Origin of the sequence: Shumkonia mesophila, assembly GCF_026163695.1 — a bacterium.
GTDB classification, from domain to species: domain Bacteria; phylum Pseudomonadota; class Alphaproteobacteria; order Rhodospirillales; family Shumkoniaceae; genus Shumkonia; species Shumkonia mesophila.
The window spans coordinates 135,616-160,125 of record NZ_JAOTID010000004.1; the positions used below are offsets into that span (position 1 = coordinate 135,616).

Consider the following 24,510-nt stretch of genomic DNA (forward strand, 5'->3'; position numbering starts at 1 on the left):
CTATCCGTCGCCTTCCGGCGAAATATTTGGCAGCCCGCCGAACCCCAGCGACCGGATGGCGCCGATCAGGATCTCCTTGGTGTAAGGCTTTGGCACGAAAGTCGATATTCCGGCCACGATGTCGCCCGCCGACAGATAGCCGTCGGCGTAGCCGGAGGTGAAAAGAATCTTCAGGCTGGGGATCAGCCGCCAGGCTTCCTCCGCCAGATCGCGGCCGCTCAGCCCCCCCGGCATGACGACGTCGGTCACCAGCAGATCCACCTTCGGCATCCGTTTCAGGATGTCCAGGGCCGCGAGGCCGTTCACGGCGTCGAAGACGGCATGGCCGGCGCTTTCCAGGATGAACTTGGTGGCCGTGCGCACGCCGGCGTCATCCTCGGCCAGCACGATGGACAGCGGCGGCAGGGGAGTCTCCTCCGGCGTTCCGCCCCCCGGCCGCGCCGCCGGCTCCGGCACGGCGTTTCCCGCGGCCGGGAAATACAGGCGGAACGTCGTTCCGGCATTTTCCACGCTGTCGACCACGATGTCGCCGCCGGACTGCTTGACGAAGCCGTAAACCATGCTGAGCCCGAGGCCTGTCCCCTGCCCCTTGCCTTTGGTGGTGAAGAACGGTTCGAAGACCCGTTCGAGAACGTCCGGCGCCATGCCGGTTCCTCCGTCTTGCACCGAAACGCAGACGAACCGGCCTTTCCGGCCGCCTCGCGCCGCGCCCACCGAAACCGGCGGCTCGCCGGGCGCGATGCCGATGGTCAGGGCGCCGCCTTCCGGCATGGCGTCGCGTGCGTTAAGCGCCAGGTTCAGCAAGGCGTTCTCAAACTGCCCGCGGTCGACGATGACCGGCGGCACGCCGGGAGCGGCCTCGACGGAAATGGCGATGGTTTCCCCCAGGGACCGCCGCAACAGTTCGACCATCTCCCCCATGACCGAAGACAGGTCGAGGATCTCGGGGTTGAGGTCCTGGCGACGCGAAAAGGCAAGCAGCCGCTGGGTAAGATCGGCGCCGCGATGAACAGAACGCACGATGGTGGTCACCAGGGGCATTATCTCCGCCTCGCCTTCCAGGTCGTCGGCGAGACACTCGGCGCTGGTCAGGATGACCGAAAGGATGTTGTTGAAGTCGTGGGCGACGCCGCCGGTCAACTGGCCCACCGCCTCCATCTTCTGGACCTGCCGAAGGTGCTCGGCCATCCGCCGCCGCTCGGTAATATCCTCGCTGATGGCCACATAGGCGACCGTCCGACCGTTGCGGTCGCGAATGGGCGAGACCAGAAGCGAGACCCAATATGCCTCGCCGTTCCTGCGGCGGTGCCGGACCTCGCCCCGCCACACGCCGCCACCGGCAAGCGTCGACGAGATCTCTTGGCCGGACACGCTGCCGGGTCCGTCGGCGTTCTGGGTGGACATCGCCTTTCCGGCGATTTCCGCGAACGTGTAGCCGGTTTCCCGGCAATAGCTCGGATTTACGTACTCGAACCTTCCCTCGGCGTCCGCGATGGCGATGCCGAACGGGCTCTGCTCGACGGACTGAGACAGCCGAAGAAGCCATGCTTCGGCCCGCTTGCGCTCGCCGATGTCGGAAAAGCTGACGACCGTTCCCACCACCTCGCCGTTGCGCACGACCGGGTTGGAACGGAACGCCACGGGGATGGCCCGGCCATCCCGCCGCCAGAACACCTCGTCGTCAACGTAGACCGGCGCCTTCGAGGCGATTGCCCGGTGGGCGCGGCATTCGGCCAGGGGATAAGGTTGGCCGTCGGCATGGGAGTGGTGGATCATGGCGTGGATGTCGCGCCCCAGCAGGTCGTCGGGGTCGTCGTAGCCGAGGATGCGCGCCGCCGCTGGATTGCAAAGCGTGCAGCACCCCGCGAGGTCGACCGCATAAATCCCTTCGCCGGTCGAGTTCAGGACCAGGCGCAATCTTTCCTCGTTGTCGCGCAGGGCCAGTTCGGCCTGCTTCTCGCGGGTGACGTCGATGCCGATGACGCCGACGCTGGCTACCTCGCCCCGGTCGTCGAACAGGGGAAAACGGACGATGGCGAAAGTCCCTTCACCGCCGGAGGCCAGCCTGCGAACGCCCTGGTAGTTGCGGGCCCGCCCGGTCGCCATCACCTCTTCATCCTGGGAACGGATTTCCCGCGCCTCGTCGGCGCTCGTGAAGTCAAAGATGGTCTTTCCGAGAACGTCTTCGGCCGCCACCCCCTTGCGCCGAAGGTAGGCATTGTTGGCAAGGAGATAGTGCCCTTCGCGGTCCTTGTGGGTGATCTCGGCCGGCGCGTGGTCCATGATGGCCTGGAGCCGGGATTCGCTCAGCCGCAAGGCCTCTTCGGTCCTTCGCCATTCGGTAATGTCCAGACTGACGACGCCGACCGCCGAGATCGCGCCATCCGCATCCCGGACCGGAAAGCGGACGAGCGCCAGGGTCGCTTCGGTGTCGCCGCCCTTTTGCTGCATCTGGAACAGCTTGGCCTCGCCCGAGGTCAGGACCTCGCGCTCCTGGGTCTCCACCAGGTTGCAGAATTCCACCGGCTTCACCTCGCGAAGCGTCCTCCCCAGGACGTCTTGCGAGGTCAGGTTCGACCGGCGGAGATATTCGCGGTTGGCGACCAGGAACCGGCCGTCCTTGTCCCTGAGCGCGATGGCCGCCGGCGAATGGTCCATGATCGCCTTGAGCCGGGCCTCGCTTTCCCGTAGCGCCCGCTCCGTCTTCTTGTTGGCGGTGATGTCGGTGGAAACGCTGCCCGTCCCCATGAACTTGCCCGCGGCGTCGAACACTGGAAATTTGGCGGAAAGAAAGGCGCGTTTTCCCTCGGGGAAGTCGACCTCGATCTCCTCGACGTAAACCTTCCCGTCGTCCCGGGCCAGGCGCTCGCGCCGCACCGAATCGTCCGCCTGCTTCGCCGGCTGCAAATCATGGGATGTCTTGCCCATGGCCTCGGCGGCGGCAATGCGGTTTCGCCGCTCGAATTCGCGGTTCACGAGGATAAAGCGCCCGTCGGGGTCCTTGACGTAGATCGAGGACGGCGAATGGTCCATGACGCCCTGCAACAGCCCCTCCCGCTCGCGCAGGGCGGTTTCAGCCTGCTTTCTTGCGGTAATGTCCCTGGCCACCGCGGCGAAGACCGGCGGCACTTCCTCGGCCATCAGTTGAAGGCGGGTTTCGACGTCGTAGGTCGTCCCGTCCTTGCGGCGATGACGGGCCTCGAACAGCAGGGTGTCCTGCTCGCCGCTTCGCAGCGGGGCGACCAGCGCCTCGAACCGTTCGCGCGTGAAGTCGGGCTCGATGTCCAGCGGGGTCAGCCGGCGGAGTTCCTCCAGCGAATACCCGATGTTGGCGATGCCGCCCTTGTTCACGTGGAGGATCTTCAGCGTTTCCGCATCGAAGACGAAAATCTCGTTGAACGACTGCTCGATGATCCTGCCCAAACGCGTGACCAGCGCCTCCTTCCGCCGCTTCTCTGTGACGTCGGTCATCACGCAGTGGGTGCGAATGACGCCGGGCTTGGCGCCGGGGTTGATCCGGCCATCGAACACGCCAAGGATTTCCCGCCCGTCCTTGCGCAGCAACTCGAACTCCACCTCCTTCGCCACGCCGGCCGCCTTGAACTGGGCAAATCGCAACGGGAATCTCGCGCGGCTGGCCGGGGTCAGGAAATCCACGAAGGAACGGCCGATCACCTCGTCTTGCGCATAGCCGAGGATGTCCAGCCATCGCCGATTGACGGCGACCACCCGCCCCTCTTCGTCCAGCGATTGATAGCCGACCGGCGCGTCCTCGAACATCTTGCGGAAATGGGCTTCATTCTCGGCCTGGGAACGGGACAGGCGGTGGTGGAAGACGGTCAGCGCCATGATGGCGAAACCAAGCGCCGCGGCCGTGTAGAAGCCCGCCGATGCCATGAACCGGAACTGGGCGATTTCCACGGCACCGCCCGTCAGCAAGAGGAAGTCGAGCTTGTGAAGTCCCCACAGGATCAGGACGACGGCGGTGAAGGTGAAGCCGGTATTGCCTTCCCGCCTCCGCGAGCGGGCGACTTCGCCACCGGCCAGCAGCAGACAGGCGGCGGAAACGGCGTAGGAGGGTGCAACCCGCAGAAGCCCGTCGTCGCCGACGGCCGCCATCAGCGCCAGGAGCAAAAGGGCGCCGAGCGCGGCCGGCAGAACGTGCCTGACCAGCGACACCGGCCTGCCCGCAAAGATCAGCACCCCGAACAGGAGGGCCAGCGACTGCAGCGCCTGGAGGCCTTCCGCCAGTAAAAACGGCATGGCCTGCGGTGGCGAAATGCCGGCGACGGCATAGACCAGGAGCCGGGCGGCATTCAGCGCATACCCCAGCGACCACAGATTGAGAGCGGTCCTGAGGCCGGTGATCTTGGCGATATAGGCAAGGACGATGGCGAGGACGGCGCTGGCGACGAAAGCCCCGAGAAAGGCGAACGATTGACCCATTTCCATCCCGGACCTCGATTATGCCCTGATATCCGGCGCAGACCAATCGACGGTGTTCGGAGCTCTAGACCTCGGGATCGATAATCCCCTCGATCTGGTAGAAAGGTGTCTTGCCCTCGTACTGGGGTTTCTCGTCGGTCAGGTAATAGCTCGCCTTGAAGACGACGATGTACTGGGTCTTCCCGTCGCGATTGGCGATTTCCTGGGCCGCGGCGCGGGCCGCATCCATGGTGAAGAAGGGTCCGTCCTTGATCATCGTCCGTCTACCCTGCAGGCCGGCCTCTGACCCCATCCGGGGAAGCGAGCCGGCGCCACGTCGTTCTTTTTTCCGGAGTCTCGCCCGCCCGCCGCATCCCGTCAATCCCCAATGACGCGGCCAATAAAAACCCCGCCCGAAGGCGGGGTTCATCTGGCGCCAGTTGGGGACCAGCTTCTAGCGGCCGGCCCTTCCACATGAACAGGGGTTGCTTAAGCGGCCGGCTGCGCCGAACCGTCCGCCTCTTCCTTCTTTGCTTTTTTCTTGATTTCACCCTGCTCGTGCATAACGGATTTTTCGGTAGCCGGGGCCCTGTACGTATCGTGCTGGTGCAGGCAATGGCGCGAGCACGTGTCGACGCAAACGCCGCAGTAGACGCACTCGAAAGGGTCGCATCCCCACGTGGCCTTCTCGCGGTCGACCGTGATGCACTGCGCCGGGCAGGCCCGGGCGCACAGGCCGCACAGGTTGCATTCCTTGATGTCGATGTAGAGCTCGCCCCGGGCGTCCGCGAACGGCTCGCGCGTCGTGATCGGATACATACGGGTGGCGCGCTTGCCAAGGAAGTTCTTGACGATGGTTGGGGTCATGAAAGGCACAGCAGTTACCCCTTTCTTATCGTTCCGTGCAGCTGATGCACGGGTCGATGGACAGGACAATCACGGGCACGTCGGCCAGTTCGGTGCCGGGCAGAACGACGGCCAGCGGCGGGATGTTGGCGAAGGTGGGGGTACGGATGCGCAGGCGTTCCAGGTTTTTGCCGCCGTTCGCCTTGATGTAGTAGAAGCACTCGCCGCGCGGCTGTTCGACACGCGAAATCACCTCGCCGCTCGGACGGCCTTTGACCTTGACAGCGGTCTCTCCCTCGGGCAGTCCGGCAATCGCCTTGCGGACCAACTCGATGGCCTGCAGGGTCTCGCGGAACCGCACCTTGCCGCGGGCATAGCAGTCGCCGGCGGTCTCGACGATCGGCTCGAAGCCCAGATCCTTGTAGGCGGCGTAGCCCAGCTGGCGCATGTCCTGGGCGACGCCGCTGGCGCGCAGCATCGGACCGGCAGCGCCAAGCTCAAAGGCCTGCTCCTTGGTCAGTACGCCGACGCCGACGGTGCGCTTCTTCACCGAGTAGTCGTTAAGCATCGTGTTCTGCAGTTCGCGGAACTGCTTCTCGACGTCGTTGAGTTCGGAGAGGATCCAGGCGCACTGCTCAGGCGTCAGGTCGCGCCGGGTGCCGCCGATGACGTTGACCGACACGATGACGCGGTTGCCGGTGGTCGCCTCGTTGATGTCCATGATGCGTTCGCGGATGCGCCAGAACTGCATGAACAGCGATTCGAAGCCGAAGGCGTCGGCATAGAGGCCGAGCCACAGGAGGTGGCTGTGAATGCGGTGCAGTTCCGACCAGATGGTCCGAAGGTACTTGGCCCGCGGCGTGACCTCGACCTTCATCATCTCCTCGATGCCCTGGCAGTAGCACAGGGCATGGATCATGGAGCAGATGCCGCAGACGCGCTCGACGATCTGGATCATCTGGTTGTAGTCGCGGATGTCGGCCAGCTTTTCCAGCCCGCGGTGCACGTAACCCAGCGCGGGAACGGCTTCCTTGACGATTTCGTCCTCGACGGTGAGCGACAGGTGGATCGGCTCCGGAAGAACCGGATGCTGCGGTCCGAATGGTACGATGGTTCTTGCCATTGTCTTTTCCTTCGCTCTTACGCGGTTTCCGCCGAGGCGGCCTTCGCCTCGCCGCCGGCCGCGCCGTCCGTGCGGGTCACGCCATATTTGCAGAACGGGGTGCGCATCACCTCTTCCTCGAGGTAGAGCGTGCCGCCGAAGTCCAGTACCAGGCCGTCGAACTTGACGCCGAAGTGGTCCTCGATCTCGTTCTCGATCAGGAACGCCGCGAAGTAGACCGGGCTGATGCTGGGGACCGGCTGCCCTTTGGCGATCTTCATCCGCAGGTGATGGTCCTTGAGATCCTTATCGAAGTGATAGAGGAGCTCCATGTTGGCCTCGTCGATGTCGACGCAGGTCATGGTAATCAGCCGGGAACCTTCCGCCTTGATCTTGGTCACCTCGGCGACAACCGTTTCCAGCGTGACGGGAATGGTTTTGTCTTCCACGATCGTCTTCCTCGTTACAAAAGGGCCCTGGCGTCCGCTCAGGCGGCTGCCTTCGCGGCTTCCTGCTGGCGCTTGGCCAGCAGGCCCAGGCCGGTGACGACGCCGTCGATAATGGCCTCCGGCTTGCCCGGACACCCGGGGACATACACGTCCACGGGAATGACCTTGTCGACGCCGCCCACCACGTTGTAGCTGTCGCGGAACACCCCGCCCGACAGCCCGCAGGCGCCGACGGCCACGACGATCTTCGGATTCGGCATCTGGTCGTAAAGGTTCTTGAGAACCTTCTTGTTGCGGTGATTGACCGTGCCGGTGACCAACAGCAGGTCCGCGTGCTTGGGATTGCCGACGTTGACGATACCGAACCGTTCGACGTCATAAAGGGGCGTCAGGCAGGCCAGCACCTCGATGTCGCATCCGTTGCAGCTGCCGCAGTCGAAATGAAGCAGCCACGGCGACTTGAGTTGGGACTTCTTGAGAAAACTGCCAAACATCGCTGCAATCCCTTAGGCAAAGTAGAGCCAGGCGAGGTTGGCCGCGGAGAGGCACAGTCCGGCAATCCAGACCGAGCCCAGCATCCACCGCCAAGTCAGACGGGCCGAGACGTTGTCGATGATGATTTCGAGCGCGTAGGTGATGATCAGAAGGATCACCGCTCCCCATACGCTGGTCGCCCAGAACAGCGCCACGAAGCCGAGGATGAAGATGACCTCGTACCAGTGGGCGAGTTCAAGGAGGGCCAGGTTGCGGCCCGCGTACTCGGTGTAGACGCCCTTCACGATTTCCTGATGCGCGTGATGGGAGCCCGAGATGTCGAACGGCGATTTCCGGAGCTTGATGGTCAACGCGTAGCCGAGCACCACGAAGAGCAGCGGCAGTTCGAGCAGCAGCGGGGTGTCGTGATAGAAGACGGCCTCGATGCGGAAGCTGCCGGTCGTCACATAGATGCCGACGATGACCAGGATCAGCAGCGGCTCGTAGGCCAGCATCTGCAGCAGCTCGCGCTGGCCGCCGATCTGGCTGTAGGGCGAGGGAACCGACAGCGCCCCGATGACCAGGAACACCGCGCCCACTGCCTGCACGAAGAAGACCAGCAGCAGGTCGGAGCCCAGGAAGAACAGCACCACCGAGGTCGCCGCTCCGCCCAGGTAGACCCACGAGCAGAAGGTCAGCCACGGGTTGGCCACCGGGGTGTCCTTGGCCCACAGTTTGGCGAAATCGTAGAACGCCTGCGTGATGGGCGGGCCGACGCGACCCTGGGCGCGGGCCGTCATCTTGCGGTCGATACCGCTGATCAAACCGCCGGCGAGAGGCGCCAGAAGAAGCCCGGCAAGAGCGAGCAGGATTTCGTAACTCACAGCATTCCTCCCATCGCGAACATCAGCGCCAGCAGGAGCAGGGCCGCACCGTTGACCCAGCGCGACAGCTTCTCCTCGCCGAACAACGCCGTCATGTAGTAGTTGCTCGACGTCACCGGGATCGGCTTGTTCATCGGTCCGATATAGCCGCCGGAATCCGCGGTATTGGCGCCGCCGAAGTAGGGAGCCGCCGCCGGGGTCACCGCGGTCTTGCCCATCGCCCGAACGGCGAAGATGACGCCGACCACGACGACCACGAACAAGGGCACCACGGCGAAAGCACCCACCGCGCTGCCGAACACGCCGTTGACGATCTCGTACGGAGCCGGCCCGAACGCCGCGACCGCGGGTTCGATCAGCCCGGTGTAGAGCCACGGAGCGCCGAGGCTGACCAGCACCGCGCCCGCGCACAGGCCGACCAGCGGCCAGCGGGTGAGGATGGGCTGCACCTCGAAGGTGATCTTGCCCTGGAAGGGCGCGCTCATCACGCCACCGGCCCAGCGGGCCCAGTAGACGACGGTCAGCGCGCTGCCCAGCGCCAGCATGAGGATCAGCGCCAGATTGGTCGACGCCGCCTCGACCGCCATCCATTTGCCGAGAAGCATGCCGAAGGGCGGCAGGATCATGGTCAGGATGGCGATGACGGTGATCAGCGCCGTGACCGGCATGCGGGCATAGACACCCCGCATGTCTTCGATGTCGCGGCTGCCGATGTACTGTTCGATGGTGCCGACGCAGAGGAAGAGCAGGCCCTTCGACACGGCATGGAAGATGATGATCAGCATGGCCGCCGTCATCGCGGACGGCGTGCCGATGCCGGCACAGGCCACGATCAGGCCCAGGTTGCTGATGGTCGAATAGGCCAGGATCTTCTTGCCGTTGCTCTGGCCGACGGCAAGCGCCGCGGTGGCCAGGAAGGTGAAGGCCCCGACCAGGGCGACCCCGTATCCCAGGTAGGTGTCCGTCAGCGCCGGCGCGAACCGCACCACCGCATAGACGCCCGCCTTGACCATGGTGCTGGAATGCAGCATGGCGGAAACCGGCGTCGGCGCGACCATGGCGCCCAGAAGCCAGCTCTGGAAGGGAACCTGGGCGGCCTTGGTGAAGGCGCCGAAGCACAGCAGCCCCAGCGGGATCATCATGAAGGCCGTACCCGGGGCCTTTTCGATGATCTGCTGGATGTCGAACGTGCCGAGCGAGGCGTAGAACCAGACGATCGCCGTCATCAGGGCGACGCCGCCCAAGCTGTTCATCCACAAGGCGCGGACCGCGTTCTTGGTCGCGATCTCGGTCTTGTCATGGCCGATCAGCAGGAACGAGCAGAGCGTCGTGATTTCCCAGAAGAAGTAGAAGAAGGCGATGTCGTTGGTCAGCACCAGGCCGTTCATGGCCCCCAGGAAGAGCACCAGCACGAAGAAGAAGGTCGGTTGCCGGCTCTTCTCCAGGTGGAGGTGGTGTTCGTGGGCCTTCATGTACGGGATCGCGTGGATGGCAATCGCGCCGCCCACCACCGTGATGATCGACACCATGACCAGGGCCAGGTTGTCGACGACGAAGGTCGGATGGCCGTACTGATGCGTGCTCAAGCCGAATTCAAGGTAGCCGGCAAGGCCGAGCTGGATCAGCGCGAAGACGACGATCAGCGCGCTCTTGCGCACGACGCCGAAGTAGAGGATCACGCCCAGCAGCAGGAAGTCGGCGACCTGAATGACCCCGCGCACCGGCAGTCCGAAGACGGCATCCGGCGAGAAGGTCGCGGGGGCCTCGAAGATGAGCAGGATGAATGCGACGACAAGCAGAACGCTTGTGGCCACGATGATCAATGACCGCACTGCGCTGGCACGGACTGCGAAGCAGCCCAGGGCCGCCAGGAACGGCACAACGATCAGGATGAAGGCGAGCGTTTCGAGCATCTCAGCCGAGCCTCGGTTTCGTTCGAAGGAATTGTTGTAAAGACGATGAAAAATAACGCAGCCACACAGTCGGGCTCTTTCTTTTAGACTTTTAGGTTTCCTCGGGGCGTACGTGTAACTGAATTCAAAATAGGTTTCAAGTTAGATCTTTTCTAAACTACTGAAGCATAGTTAAGAATCATTCTGATTATTAAGTTTCTTGAAATAAAACAAAGACTGAAACCATAAAATAGAAACAATCACTTATAGCGACCCCGTCGTTTCGTTCGGATATTTCCCCCACAATGCGAAAATCCACAAAACACGAGCATTTCCGCGGCTATCGCGGCACGCACAAAAAAATTTTTCCGCTCAACTCGCAAGATAGGTTGCGAAGGCCCCAAAAGCGGGCCGCCGGCCGTCAAAACCGGCCCCCGTCCCGGCCGTCGACGGGGCGTCCGGCTGGCGCATGGGGGGGGGTGGTGCAACCCCCGGGGCCGGGGGCAGTCGTCTCCCTGCCCTCCGTGGCGGCGAAGCGCCGCCCCAAAAGCGAACCGTCAACCGGGCTGCTGATCGAGCGTGATGTCGAAGGTCGCCTGGCCGTCGGTGACGGTATAGCCCTGGCCGGGATCGGTGTGGTCGGCGACGGGGGTTCCGCCGCTGTCCTCGGCCGTGAAGGTGAAGCTGTCCTGGGTGGCGCTCTGCGGCCCGGCCACGCCTTCGTATTTGACCGTGAAGGTGACGTCGTCGAAATCGCGGTCGCCGCCGCCGGTCAGGTCCTCGAAGCCGATCATCAGGGTGTCGTCCTGCACCCCGGAAAGGGCATGGTTCAGGCCGTCCGGATTGAGGGACGGATCGGTGAAGAACAGGTCGTCGGCGCCGATCGACTTGACCGTGTTCCCTGCCGCGTTGACGAATTCCAGGCCACCCTCGGCGCCGAACTTCAGGGTATTGTTGGACTCCAGCTGTCCGTCCAGCCAATTGAACTTGGTGGCGCCGTCCTGGATGACGAAGAAGCCGAACGACTGGCCGGGCGCCAGCCCGTCGAGGCTCGCCGTCGTTCCCTCGGCGAGGCTTCCGCCGCTGCCCGGCTCGGAGGTGTCCCGCCAGATGATCTGCGGGTCGGTCGGATTGCCCTCGGCATCCAGCTTGTACCAGCCCATGACGTTGTGATAGCTGGCCTCCTCGCCTTGGAAGGTGACGGTCACGCCCTCGGCTTCGAGCGGCATGGTCAGGTTGCCGGGGTCCACCGGCGCGCTGCCGGCGCTCCATTCGGGAGTGTCGGGGTCCCAGAAATGGCTGAGGGAGTCGTCCTGCTCGTAGCTGAGCAGGCCGAGGTCGATGTCGGCCTGGGTGAAAGTGGAGCCGATCCCGAGGTTGACCTTGTTGCCCGATCCGTCGTCCAGGTAGAGCTTGCCGAAATCGACGGTGTCGACCAGTTGGTAGACCAGCTCCTCGGCGCCGCTTTCCTGATCGATCAGGTGAAGGTCGGCGGCGGTGATCGTCACCTTGCCGTCCTCGCCGACCGCCGCCTCGCCGTCGCCCGCCAGGGTGGGGGCGTCGTTGACGATGTCGTCGAAGGGCACCGTGACGGTGGTCGTCGCCGTCGCGCCGTTCGCCACTTCGGTCGTCGTCAGGCTGAGCGAAATTGAGAAGTCCGCGGCAACGGCGGCGCCGACCGTGACGGACAGGGCGCCGTTGGCCAGGGCCAGGCGGTCCGCCGCCGTGAACTGGCCGTTCTCGCCGGAGCCGGTCAGCACGTTGCCGGTCAGCGTCAGGCCGCTGTCGGCGCCGACCGACAGCGTCACCCCCGCCGGCAGGCCGGAAATGGTGATGCCGCCCAGGGTTTCCGAACCGTCGGTGTCGGTCAAGCCGGCCGCGATGGTCAGCGGATAGATGACGGAGCTCTCTCCGCCCACGCCGCCACCCACGCCGGACGGCAGATCGCCGGCCGCGACGTCGCCATCGGAGAAACGGAACGTTTCGACGTTATACACTGTGTCGGTGCTGTCGCGTCCGGCGACCGTATCGACGATGGTGAAGGACCCGTTTGCGTTCTGGGTGATTTGATACTCCTCGCGCCGGCCGGCGTAGACCGCCACGTCCAAACCGCCACCGCCATAGATGACGTCGTCGCCGGCGCCACCTGCCAGCAGGTCGTTGCCGTCGGTGCTGGCCGTCGTGCTCCAGGTCACGTCGCCATAGAGGATGTCGTCGCCGGCGCCGCCGGCGATGGTGTCGTCGCCATAGCCACCGATGACCGTATCGTCGCCGGCCCCGGCGTCGATGACGTCGTCGCCGTCGGCGGCGGTCGCGTAGTTGAAGTCGCCCTCGATGTAATCGTCGCCCTCGCCGCCCGCGATGCGGTCGCTGCCGCCGCCGCCGATGACGATGTCGTCGCCGGAACCGCCGTCGATGACGTCGTTGCCGCCGACCGACGGGCCGCCGCTGAAGTCGCCGTAGAGCCGGTCGTCGCCGGTGCCACCAGCGATATGGTCGTCGCCGGCGCCGCCGGTGACGGTGTCGTCGCCCGCGCCCGCGTCGATGATGTCGTTGCCTTGGGGGTACGGTCCGCCGCTGAAATCGCCGGCGATGTCGTCGTTGCCGGTGCCGCCCGAGATGTGGTCGTCCCCGGAGCCGCCGACCAGGGTGTCGTTGCCGGCGCCGCCATCGATGACGTCGTTGCCGGCGCTGGCCGTATCCCACGAGAAGTCGCCGTAGACGGTATCGTTGCCCTCACCGCCTGCCAGCTGGTCGGCCCCACCGCCGCCGGTCAGGGTATCGTTGCCCTCTCCGCCGAAGAGAACGTCATTGCCATAGCCGCTGGCGTCCCAGTTCAGGTCGCCGTACAGCCAGTCGCTGCCGCTGCCGCCGTAAATGGCGTCGTTGCCGGAACCGCCCTCGATCCAGTCGCCGCCGCCGCTGCCGACATGATTGAAGGTGGCGGGTTCGAGCGGCGTCGCCGGCGCCGTGGCATCGATGGTGATGCCGAGGTCCGTATCGAGGTCGGCGGGATGGCTGACGACAACCGTCGGTTCGCCGCGCGTCACCGCAAGCGCGGGCGCGTCGGCCACCGGCGTCACCGTAACCGTCACCGTCGTCGGGGCCGTAACGCCGCCGTCGGTCAGGGCCGCCGTCACCACCAAGGCGATGGTGCCGCTGAAGTTGGCGGGCGGCGTGATGGTCAAGCCGGCCAACTGGTCCGGAGTAATCGTGAAGCTGCCGTCCTCGTTGGCCGTCAGCGCATCCGTTCCCACGGCCAGGACCGCCCCCTCGGGCACGTCGGCAATGTTGATCAGGGCCACCGTCTCGCCGCCCGCCACCGCCGGCGCGATAGCCAGCGCGATCGCCGTGTCCTCGGCCCCGGTGCCGGAACCCGAGACCGTGGTATCGACGACCGCGTCGACCGTCACCGGCGCCGCTACCGCATCGGCGGCCACGCCACCGACCGTCGCGACGGCCACGGTAAGGTTGAAATCGACGTTGGAATCGGCGGGCGGCGTGATGGTCAGGGCGCCGTTGGCCAGGGCGTCCAGGTCCGCCGCCGTGAAGGCGCCGTTTTCGCCGGAGCCGGTCAGCACGTTACCGGTCAGACTCAGGCCGCTGCCGGCGGCGACGGCCAGGATGGCGCCATCCGGGACGTTGCCGATGGTGACCGAGGCCACGGGATCGGACGGATCGCCCGGCGCCGCATGGATGCGGAGCGCGATGGCGCTGTCCTCGTCGCCCTGCGCCGGCTCGACCGTCACCGTCGGCGGCACCTCGGGCGCTGCCACCGGAACGTCGATGGTGGCGATGGTGGTGGCGCTCGAACCGCCGGCGCCCTCGGTCGACGTGACGCTGACCGTCAGCGCGAAGTCGGCGCCAACCCCCGTCCCCACCGTCAGGACGAGGCCGGAAAGCTGATCCGCCGTCACCGTCCAGGTGCCGTCACCGTTGTCGGTGCCGGCCGAGAGCGTCGCCCCCTCGGGAACGCCCGAGATGACGATGTCGCCCAGGCTTTCGGAGCCGTCGGCATCGGTCAGGCTGGCCGCGATCTGCAACGGATATTGGGTGCCCACGGCCTCGCCGCCGTCATCGGGCAGCACGCCGTCGCCGATCTCGACGGTCAGTGTTTCGTGGCTCGCGCTGTTGAGGTTGGTGTCGCCGCCGGCCAGATCCAGGGCCACTCCGTTGACGGCGATGCCCTCGACGGTGATATGGGACCTGAAGCCGAACAATTCGCCCAGCCATCCCGAGCCGACCGGCCGCACCTCGATCGTCGATTCCGCGGTCACGTCGACGCCCGAAAGGGTGACGGTGACCGCATCGCGATGATCGCTGGCGGTGAAGACGCCAAGCGATTCGCCGTCGAGGAAGACCTCGAACTTGCCGGTATTGGTCCAGCTGTTGTCGGCCTTTTCCACGCTGACGGTAAGGGTGTCGACGGCACCGGCGTCGCCGCCCTCGTCGTAAACGATGGTCGGATCGCCCAGTTCCACGGCAAGGGCCGGGGCATCGGCCACCGCGTCGACCGTCACCGGCAGGCTTGCCGCCTCGGCGGCCACGCCGCTGGCCGTCTCGGCCGTGACCGACAGGATGAAGTCGGCATCGGAATTGGCGGGCGGCGTCACCGTTACGGCGCCGGCCGCCAGGGCGGCAAGGTCGGCCGCCGTGAACTGGCCGTCCTCGCCGGAGCCGGTCAGCACGTTGCCGATGAGCGTCAGGCCGCTGTCGGCGCCGACCGACAGCGTCGCCCCCGCCGGCACGCCGGCAATGGTGATGGCGCCGAGCGGATCGAACGGATTGTTGACGGTCACGGCGATGGCCAGTGCGATCACCGTATCCTCGCCGCCAGTGGCCGGAGCGACATCGACCGTCGGCGCGCTGCCGATGGTGTCGGCCGAGATGTCGCCGTCGTCGAAGCGCAGGGTCTCGATGCCGCTCAGGATGTCGGTGCCGTCGGGGCCCGCCACCGTGATGACGCCGGTGGCGGGATCGATGCTGACGGCATAGGCGGCGAACGAGCCGGCGAACACCGCGATGTCCGCTCCCGCACCGCCCTTGAGCGTGTCGTTGCCGGCGCCGCCGGTCAGGATGTCGGTGCCGCTGCCGCCGTCCAGCGTATCGCTGCCGGTGCCGCCGTCGAGGGCATCGCTGCCCGCCCCGCCGTAAAGCTTGTCGTTGCCTTCGCCGCCGAGCAGGGTGTCATTGCCGCCGCCAGACCACAGCACGTCGTTGCCGGCGCCGCCATCGATGGTGACGTCGCCGACGGCATACTGCTCGCTGGTCAGGTCGACGACGTCGTTGCCGGCCCCGGCGTTGATGGTTTCGATGCCCGAGATGCGCGGACCGTCGGTTGGGCTGGCGCTGAAGGAATCGTCCAGGAACAAGGCGTCGTTGCCGTCGGTCAGTTCGAGGGTGTCCACGCCCTCGCCGCCGATGAACACGTCCGAGCTGCGGTTCATGCCGGCCAGGTTGACGGTCTCGTTGGTCCCGGCCTCGTCGGGGCTGCCGACGTTCTTGGCCTGGTAAAGACTGGTCCAGCTGCCGTCGAGTGAATAATGCAACGTGTCGTCGCCGGCGCCGCCGTCGAGCCGGTCGGAACCGCTGCCGCCGATCAGCGTGTCCTCGCCGGCACCGCCCACCAGCGTATCGTCGCCGGCCCCGCCGTCCAGGGTCGCCTTCTCGTAGTTGCCGTCGACCGTGATGCGGTCGTTGCCGGCGCCGCCGTCGGCCACCACCTCGGTGAAGCCCTTGTCGCCGGTCACCGTGATGGTGTCGTCGCCCGCCCCCGAGCGGATGTCGAACAGGTTGCTCCAGCCGTCGTCGTTGGTCAGCGCGTCGATGTCGATGGTGTCGTCGCCGTCGCCGGTGACGATGGTGCCGCGCTTGGCGCCGTCGATGGTCACCGTGCTGTCGCCGCCGTCGCCCAGCGTAACGTCGGTATGGACGAAGTTCTGGAGCACGACATCGGCCGACTGCTCGCTGACCGCCTCGATGTTCTTGACGCTGTTCCAGGCGTCGATCACGGACACCGTGGCGGTGTCGGCGTCGGCGTAGGAATACTGAATCTCGTTGCCTCCGAACTGGAAGACCTCGGCCTCGCCGAAAGCATCCGGCCCCGGCAGATCGGCACCACTGGTGCTGTCGATGGCCCAGGTGGGCGCCATGGTGTTGCCGTTGCTGACCCGGAAGTGCAGATTGACGGTCTCGGGCACCGGCATGACGTCGACGGCCAGCGTGGCCGCCGGGCTGGTGCCGCCGTCGGTCGAGGTCGCCGTGACGTTCAGGTTGAATTCGCCGTTGAAATCGGCGGCGGGCGTCAGGGTAAGGCCGCCCAGTTGCGCCGCCGTCAGCGTCCACGAGCCGTCGTCGTTGCGGGTGCCGGCCGAAAGCGTCGCCCCGGCCGGGACGCCGCTGATGGTGACCGAGGCCACCGTCTCGGTACTGCCAGGAACCGACGCCGAAATGGCAAGCGCCAGCGAGGAATCCTCGGTCCCCGAAGCCGCCGAGACGGAAACCGCTGGCACGTCGGGAACGGGGCTAACCGACACGCTCAGCGGCGCCGGGGCGCTGCTGACCGCCTCGGTCGCCAGGGCGGTCGAGGTGGCCGTCACCGTGAGCGCCAGGCTGCCGTTGAAATCGGCGGGCGGCGTCAGGGTCAGCCCGTCAAGCTGCCCGGGCGTGAGCGTCCAGGTGCCGTCGCCATTATCAGTGCCGGCCGACAGTTCGGCGCCATCGGGAACGCCGGCGATGGTGATGGAAGCGATGCTTTCCATGGCGTTGGGCACGGAGGCCGAGATGGACAGTGCGATCCCTTCGTCCTCGTCGCCCGCCGCCGCCTCCAGCGACACCACAGGCGGCAGGCCGAGGGTATCGACGGCAACGGAGCCGTTCCCAAACGTCAGGTTCTCGATGTTATCGAGGACGTCGGTGCCATCGGGGCCCGACACGATGACCAGATCGTCACTCAATGTGATGGTGTAGTCGGCGTAGTTGCCGCTGAACACCGCCGTATCGTCGCCGGCCCCGCCGTTCAGGGTATCGTCGCCCAGGCCGCCCGTCAGCGTGTCGTCGCCCGACCCGCCGTCGAAGCTGTCGTTGCCCGCCCCGCCGTCGAGGATATCGTCACCGCCCTCGCCCGTCAGGTGATCGTCGCCGGCCCCGCCCATGACCACGTCGTCGCCACTGCCGCCGCTCAGCGTATCGTCGCCGGCCCCGCCGTCCAGAATGTCGTCGTCGCCTTCACCCTTGAGGACATCGTCGCCATCGCCGCCGCTCAGCACGTCGTCGCCGCTGCCGCCATCCAGGGTATCGTCGCCAACCCCACCGTCGAGGATATCGTCGCCGCCGTCGCCCTTGAGCAGGTCGTCTCCTGCACCGCCGGCCACCGTATCGTCGCCGGTGCCGCCCTTGAGGGTGTCGTCGCCGGCCCCACCGTCGAGGATGTCGTCGCCGCCGCGTCCCTCAAGCACGTCGTCGCCGGCGCCGCCAACCAGCACGTCATCGCCCGAGGTTCCGACCAGGTGAACGTCGTCGTCGGCGATGGCGATCGTCACCGTCGCCGTGACGCTGCCGCCGTGACCGTCCGAAACGGTGTAGGTGAAGCTGTCGCCGCCGTGGTAGCCGGCGGTCGGCGTATAGGTGTAGCTGCCGTCCGCTTCGAGCGTCACCGTGCCGTGCGCCGGCCCGCCATGCTCGGCGAGGGCGTAAGTCAGGTCGTCGCCATCCACGTCAGTGGCGCCAAGTTGTCCGACGAGGACGGCGTCCTCGGTCATGGTGGCGGTGGAATCCGTGGCCTCCGGCGCGTCGTTGACGGCCGCCACGCTGACCGGCAGGATCGCCTCGCTGCTGCCGCCGTCGGTGGAGACGGCGGTGATCGTCAGCTCGAAATCGTCATTGGCGTTAAGCGCCGGCGTGATGGTCAGGGCGCCACCGGCCAGGGCCGCCAGGTCGGCCGCCGTGAAGCGGCCGCCCTCGCCCGAACCGGTCAGTACGTTGCCGGTCAGCGTCAGGCCGCTTTCGGCGTCCACCGCCAGGACTGCCCCCGCCGGAATGCCGGCGATGGTGATCGAGGCGACCGTCTCGGTGCTGTCCGGCACCGAGGCGTCGATGGCCAGCTCGATCGCCGTGTCCTCTTCGCCCGTCCCCGACCCCGAAACCACCGGCGCGTCGGCGGCCGGCGTCACCGTCACGTCGACGGAATCGGGCGCCGTCACACTGCCGTCGGTCAAGGTGGCCCGCACCGTCAGCGTAAGGTCTTCGTAGGAATCATGGGGCGGCGTCAGCGTGAGGCCGGCCAGCTGGGCGGGTGTCAGCGTCCACGTGCCGTCGGGATTCGAGGTGCCGGCCGAAAGGACGGCGCCCGAAGGCAGACCGCTGATGGTGAGGAAGTCGATAGTCTCGCCACCGGCCGGATTGGGCGTGATCGCCAGGGCGACCGTGCCGTCCTCGGCCACCGTCAGGTCGGGGCCGGCGGAGATCGTGGTGTCGGCCACCGCCGAAACACTGACCGGAACCTCAATCGCGGTCCCCGCCGTGCCGTCGGCCGAGGTGGCCTGAACGGTGAGCGTGAAATCGTCGTTGGCGTTGGCGGGCGGCGTGATGGTGAGGTCGGCCAAGTCGTCAAGCTGATCGCCCGAGATCGTCCACACGGTGCCGTCGGCATTCGAGGTGCCGACGCTGAGGCTGGCGCCGGCCGGAACCCCGGAAATCGTGATGCTCTGGACCCCCAGCGTGCTGTCCGGCACGGAAGCCGAGAGGTCGAGCGCAATCGCCGTGTCTTCGTTGCCGGCGGCCGCGTCGCCGAGCGCCACCTGGGCGGCGTCGCCGACCGGGGTCACCGTCAGCGAGACGATTGCCGTCGCCGTGCCGCCCTGGCCATCGGAAACCTGATAGGTGAAGCTGTCGGGGCCATAGTAGTCGGCGGCCGGCGTGTAGGTGTAGGTGCCGTCGGCATTGATCGTCACCGTGCCGTGCGCCGGACCGCCCTCGGCGGCGAGCGCAAACGTCAGGGCATCGCCCTCGACGTCGGTGGCCGCCAACTGGCCGTCGATGTGGCCGTCCTCGGCCACCGTGCCGGTGCCGGCCAGCGCCACCGGGGCGTCGTTCTCGGGATCGACGGTCAGCGAGACCGTCGCCGTCGTCGTCCCGCCATGGCCGTCGGAAACCTGATACGTGAAGCTGTCGGGGCCGGCGTAGTCGGCAGCCGGTTCGTAGGAGAAGCTGCCGTCGGCGTTCACCATCACCGTGCCGTGCGCCGGGCCGCCCTCGGCCGCCAGCGCGAACGTCAGCGTGTCGCCCTCGACGTCGCTGGCCGAAAGCTGGCCGACGAGCGTGCCGTCCTCGTCGACCGAAGCCTCAAAGCCCACCGTCACCGGCGCGTCGTTCACCGCCGAAACCGAAACCGTCGCGGTGGCCGGCGTCGTCACCGTGCCGTCCGACACCCCGTAGCTCAGATCGACGGTGCCGTTGAAGTTCTGACCCGGCGTGAAGGTCCAGGTTCCATTGCCGTTGTCGCTCAGCGTGCCGCCGCTCGCCGTCAGGTCGACAACGTTCAGGGTGTCGCCCTCGACGTCGCTGGCGTTCGCCAAAAGCTGCGCCGCCGTGATGGTCAGCGTACCGTCTTCGGCCATCCCGAGGCTGATCGGCGCACCGATCACCGGCGCGTCGTTCACCGCCGAAACAGCCACCGTCGCCGTCGCCGGCGTGGTCGCCGTGCCATCCGACACCCCGTAGGTCAGATCAACCGTGCCGTTGAAGTTCTGACCCGGCGTGAAGGTCCAGGTGCCGTTGCCGTTGTCGCTCAGCGTACCGCCGCTCGCCGTCAGGTCGACAACGCTCAGGGTGTCGCCCTCGACGTCGCTGGCGTTCGCCAAAAGCTGCGCCGCCGTGATGGTCAGCGTACCGTCCTCGGCGACCGCAAACGAGAGCGGACCGTCAATGTCCGGCGCGTCGTTGACGGCGGCAACCGCCACCGGAACGGTTGCCGTCGTCGAGCCGCCGTCCGTCGACGTCGCCACGACCGTCAGGTTGACGTTCGTGTCATGGTTCTCGGGCAGGCTGATGCTCAGCGTGCCCAGCGAGGCGAGGTCGGCCCCGGAGATCGTCCACGTGTTGTCGCCGTTGTCCGTGCCCAGCGAGAACGTCGCCCCTTCGGGAATGCCCGAGATCGTCACCGAGGCGATCGACGCCCCGCTGTCCACCTCGACCGCCGACAGGTTCAGCGCTATCGCCGTATCGCCCTCGGTCCCCGAGCCGCCGCCCGATACCACCGGCGCATCGTTCACGGCGGCAACCGCCACCGTCGCCGTCGCCGGCGTGGTCGCCGTGCCGTCCGACACCCCGTAGCTCAGATCGACGGTACCGTTGAAGTTCTGACCCGGCGTGAAGGTCCAGGTGCCGTTGCCGTTGTCGCTCAGCGTACCGCCGGTGGCCGCCAGGTCGACAACGCTCAGGGTGTCGCCGTCGACGTCCGAGGCATTGGCCAGAAGCGCCGCCGCCGTAATCAGCAGCGTGCCGTCCTCGGCCATGGCCAGACCGATCGGCGCCCCCACCACCGGCGCGTCGTTGACGGCGGCGACGGCCACCGGCACCGTGATGGCGGTCCCCGCCGTACCGTCGGCCGAGGTGGCCTGGACGGTAAGCGTGAAGTCGGCGTTGGCGTTGGCGGGCGGCGTGATGGTCAGGGAGGCCAAGTCGTCAAGCTGATCGCCCGAGATCGTCCACACGGTGCCGTCGGCATTCGAGGTGCCGACGCTGAGGCTGGCGCCGGCCGGAACCCCGGAAATCGTGATGCTCTGGACCCCCAGCGTGCTGTCCGGCACGGAAGCCGAGAGGTCGAGCGCGATCGCCGTGTCCTCGGCGCCCGAAGCCGGCGCATCCAGCACCACCTGGGCGGCGTCGCCGACCGGGGTCACCGTCAGCGAGACGATTGCCGTCGCCGTGCCGCCCTGGCCGTCGGAAACCTCATAGGTGAAGCTGTCGGGGCCATAGTAGTCGGCGGCCGGCGTGTAGGTGTAGGTGCCGTCGGCATTCACCGTCACCGTGCCGTGCGCCGGGCCGCCCTCGGCGGCCAGCGCGAACGTCAGGGCATCGCCCTCGACGTCGGTGGCGACCAGAGTTCCCTCGATCGCGCCGTCTTCGGCCACCGTGCCGGTCCCGGCCAACGCCACCGGGGCGTCGTTCTCGGGATCGACGGTCAGCGAGACCGTCGCCGTCGTCGTCCCGCCATGGCCGTCGGAAACCTGATACGTGAAGCTGTCGGGGCCGGCGTAGTCGGCATCCGGTTCGTAGGAGAAGCTGCCGTCGGCGTTCACCGTCACCGTGCCGTGCGCCGGGCCGCCCTCGGCCGCCAGCGCGAACGTCAGGGTGTCGCCCTCGACGTCGCTGGCCGAAAGCTGGCCGACGAGCGTGCCGTCCTCGTCGACCGAAGCCTCAAAGCCCGCCGTCACCGGCGCGTCGTTGACCGCCGAAACCGAAACCGGAACGTCGGTCGCCGGGCTGACTCCGCCGTCGGTCGAGGTCGCCGAAACTGTCAGCGTGAAATCGGCGCTGCTGTTTTGCGGCGGCGTGATGGTGAGGGAGGCCAAGTCGTCAAGTTGATCGCCCGAGATCGTCCAAACGGTGCCGTCCGCATTCGACGTGCCGACGCTGAGGCTGGCGCCCGCCGGAACCCCGGTGATGGTGATGCTGACGACGCCTTCCATGGCGTTGGGCACGGAGGCCGAGATGGCGAGCGCGATGGGCTCGTCCTCCTTGCCCGCCGCCGCTTCCACCGATACCACCGGCGGCGCGCCGAGGGCGTCGACAGCCACCGAGCCGTTGCCGAAGGTCAGGGTCTCGATGTTCTCCAGCACGTCGGTGCCGTCGGGACCGGATACCGTGACCACGCCGTCGGCCCACGTGATGGTGTAGTCGGCGTAGTTCCCGCCGAACACCGCCGTGTCGTCGCCGGTGCCGCCGTCCAGCGCGTCGTTGCCGACGCCGCCAGCGAGCGTGTCGTCCCCCGACCCGCCGTCGAGACTGTCATCCCCGGCGCCGCCCTCCAGGAGGTCATCGCCGAGGCCGCCCAAAAGCACGTCGTTGCCGAGGCCGCCCAACAAAACGTCGTCGCCGGTGCCGCCAAACAGGTCGTCGTGGCCAGCCCCGCCGTCCAGACGGTCGTCGCCGCCCTCGCCATCGAGAACGTCGTCGCCGACGCCGCCGGTCAGAACGTCGTCGCCTTCGGTTCCCACCACGTGGACGTCGTCGTTGGCAACCTCGATCGTCACCGTCGCCGTATCGGTGCCGCCGTGGCCGTCGGAAACGGTGTAGGTGAAGCTGTCCGGACCGTAATAGCCGGCATTCGGCGTATAGGTGTAGCTGCCGTCCGCTTCGACCGTCACCGCGCCGTACGCCGGGGCGCCGGTCTCGGCGAGCGCGAAGGTCAGGTCGTCGCCCTCCACGTCGGTCGCCGCGAGTTGGCCTTCAAGGGCGACATTCTCCGTCGTCGCCGCCGAGGAATCGTCGGCCTCCGGCGCATCGTTGACAGCGGAAACCGCGACCGGAACGGTCGCCGTCGTCGAGCCGCCATCCGTCGACGTCGCCACGACCGTCAAGTTGACGTTCGTGTCATGGTTCTCGGGCAGGCTGATGCTCAGCGTGCCCAGCGAGGCGAGGTCGGCCCCGGAGATCGTCCACGTGTTGTCGCCGTTGTCCGTGCCCAGCGAGAACGTCGCCCCTTCGGGAATGCCCGAGATCGTCACCGAGGCGATCGACGCCCCGCTGTCCACCTCGACCGCCGACAGGTTCAGCGCAATCGCCGTGTCGCCCTCGGTCCCCGAGCCGCCGCCCGATACCACCGGCGCATCGTTCTTCGGCGCGACCGCCACCGGAACGGTTGCCGTCGTCGAGCCGCCGTCCGTCGACGTCGCCGTCACCGTCAGGTTGACATTCGTGTCATGGTTCTCGGGCAGGCTGATGCTCAGCGTGCCCAGCGAGGCGAGGTCGGCCCCGGAGATCGTCCACGTGTTGTCGCCGTTGTCCGTGCCCAACGAGAACGTCGCCCCTTCGGGAATGCCCGAGATCGTCACCGAGGCGATGGACGCCCCACTGTCCACCTCGACCGCCGACAGGTTCAGCAGGATGGAATCGTCGCCCTCGGCCCCTGAGCCTCCGCCCGACACCGACGGCGCGACGTTCGTCGTTTCGGCCCCGCCTCCGTCAACGATTTGGACTTCGGTTTCGCCGTCGTCATCGCCGCCGTCGTCGTCATTGCCATCGTCGCCGTCATCGGAGGAGTCGTCTCCCGACGTCGTCCCCTGCTGCTCGTCAAAGCCCTCCGTCACCCTGATCTGGTCGGTGTCGAATCCTCCGCCGACGACGTCGTCGCCCTGGACGCCGATATCTTGCAGATCGTCCGGCGCGTCCTGGGGAACGCTGTAGGAGTTGGCGGTGCCGGTCGTCGGAATCATGCTCAGGGACGAGGAGAACATTTGCACCACGTCGCTGACCGACATGGTGCCGGTCGGCGAGGGCGCGACGTTGAAGCCCGTAATCACCGTGAAGTCGTGGGCGCCGTTCATCACCTCGACGCCGCCGTCGTTGCGCACCACCACCTCGCCGACGAAGCCGTCGGATTCCTCCATGAGGACGACGCGCAGGGTCTGGCCGTCGGGGATCTCGAGGCCGACCTGGGTGCCGCGGATGCCGATGGTCGCCACCGGGGTGGTCAGCGTCATGGCGTCGGGGTCGGTCTTGGCGACCTGGCCGCTGACGAAGGTGAAGATGCCCTGCACCACGGAAAGGTTGATCGAGCCCGACTGGGTGCTGGGGTCGTAGACCATCTCGTCCAGGACCATGCGGCCGTCGGCGGCCATCGAGAAGGTGCTGTCGTCGGCCAGCAGGACGCCGATGGCACCGTCGGCGCCGGTTTCCAGGATGTCGCCCTGATAGACCGGATCGCCGGCCTGAAGCTCGACCACGGTGCCGTCGGCACGGATGGCCGTCACCTTGCCGTGCAGGGTCTCGACGGTGCCGATCGGCTGGGCGCCGGGCGCGGCGCCGGCCTGGGCGTACTGCCCGGGAGCCAGCGGCCCCGCCAGCTGCGTCACCAGATCGCCCGCCAGCTCGCCGCCGCCGGCCGAAACCAGGGCCGGGGGCGTTTCCAGGCCGAAATAGCCACGCACCACGGTGACGGTGCCGTCCGGCGCCGTCAGCACCAAATTGTCGCCGGCCCGGGCGAAATCGCAATCGGCAAGCGGCACGCCCTCGGGCAGCGTCAGCGTTTCGGAACCGGTCGCCTCGATCACGTGGGCGGGGGCTGTACCTTGCGGCAGACCGGGGTCTTTCGCCTCGGTCGCGGTGGTCCTCGCCATGGCCTGCTCTCCTTCTGAGGGTCGTCCGGGGAAGCCGATTCTTCGATTCCCGCCGATTTGCCCTAAATATCCGTAAAATTTTATCTTTTAGTTCAACAA

The 24,510-nt window shown here is 66.8% G+C and carries 9 protein-coding genes; all 9 read right to left on the bottom strand.

Annotated elements, in window-relative coordinates; genetic code table 11:
* Positions 1-4,452, bottom strand: coding sequence for a PAS domain S-box protein (locus ODR01_RS08930; RefSeq protein ID WP_316977288.1), 4,452 nt, complete (start codon positions 4,450-4,452; stop codon positions 1-3).
* Positions 4,453-4,510: 58 nt separating this feature from the next.
* Complete coding sequence (locus ODR01_RS08935; protein ID WP_316977289.1) at positions 4,511-4,702, bottom strand: hypothetical protein; 192 nt, start codon at positions 4,700-4,702, stop codon at positions 4,511-4,513.
* Between the two features lie 212 nt (positions 4,703-4,914).
* Complete coding sequence (locus tag ODR01_RS08940) at positions 4,915-5,292, bottom strand: 4Fe-4S binding protein (RefSeq protein ID WP_316977290.1); 378 nt, start codon at positions 5,290-5,292, stop codon at positions 4,915-4,917.
* Positions 5,293-5,317: 25 nt separating this feature from the next.
* Positions 5,318-6,394, bottom strand: coding sequence for a hydrogenase large subunit (locus ODR01_RS08945; RefSeq protein ID WP_316977291.1), 1,077 nt, complete (start codon positions 6,392-6,394; stop codon positions 5,318-5,320).
* A 17-nt stretch (positions 6,395-6,411) separates the two neighbouring features.
* On the bottom strand, positions 6,412-6,822 hold the full coding sequence (locus ODR01_RS08950; RefSeq protein ID WP_316977292.1) for an NADH-quinone oxidoreductase subunit C: 411 nt from the start codon (positions 6,820-6,822) through the stop codon (positions 6,412-6,414).
* 38 nt (positions 6,823-6,860) lie between these two features.
* Positions 6,861-7,316, bottom strand: a complete 456-nt coding sequence (locus tag ODR01_RS08955; RefSeq protein WP_316977293.1) for an NADH-quinone oxidoreductase subunit B family protein — start codon at positions 7,314-7,316, stop codon at positions 6,861-6,863.
* 12 nt (positions 7,317-7,328) lie between these two features.
* Positions 7,329-8,180: a respiratory chain complex I subunit 1 family protein gene (locus ODR01_RS08960; RefSeq protein WP_316977294.1), complete on the bottom strand. Its 852-nt coding sequence runs from the start codon at positions 8,178-8,180 to the stop codon at positions 7,329-7,331.
* Positions 8,177-10,093, bottom strand: coding sequence for an NADH-quinone oxidoreductase subunit 5 family protein (locus tag ODR01_RS08965; protein WP_316977295.1), 1,917 nt, complete (start codon positions 10,091-10,093; stop codon positions 8,177-8,179). The genes ODR01_RS08960 and ODR01_RS08965 overlap by 4 nt, the downstream gene beginning before the upstream one ends.
* Positions 10,094-10,629: 536 nt before the next feature.
* Positions 10,630-24,411 (bottom strand): tandem-95 repeat protein, encoded by a 13,782-nt coding sequence (locus tag ODR01_RS08970; protein ID WP_316977296.1) that lies wholly within the window; start codon positions 24,409-24,411, stop codon positions 10,630-10,632.
* Positions 24,412-24,510 lie beyond the last annotated feature (99 nt).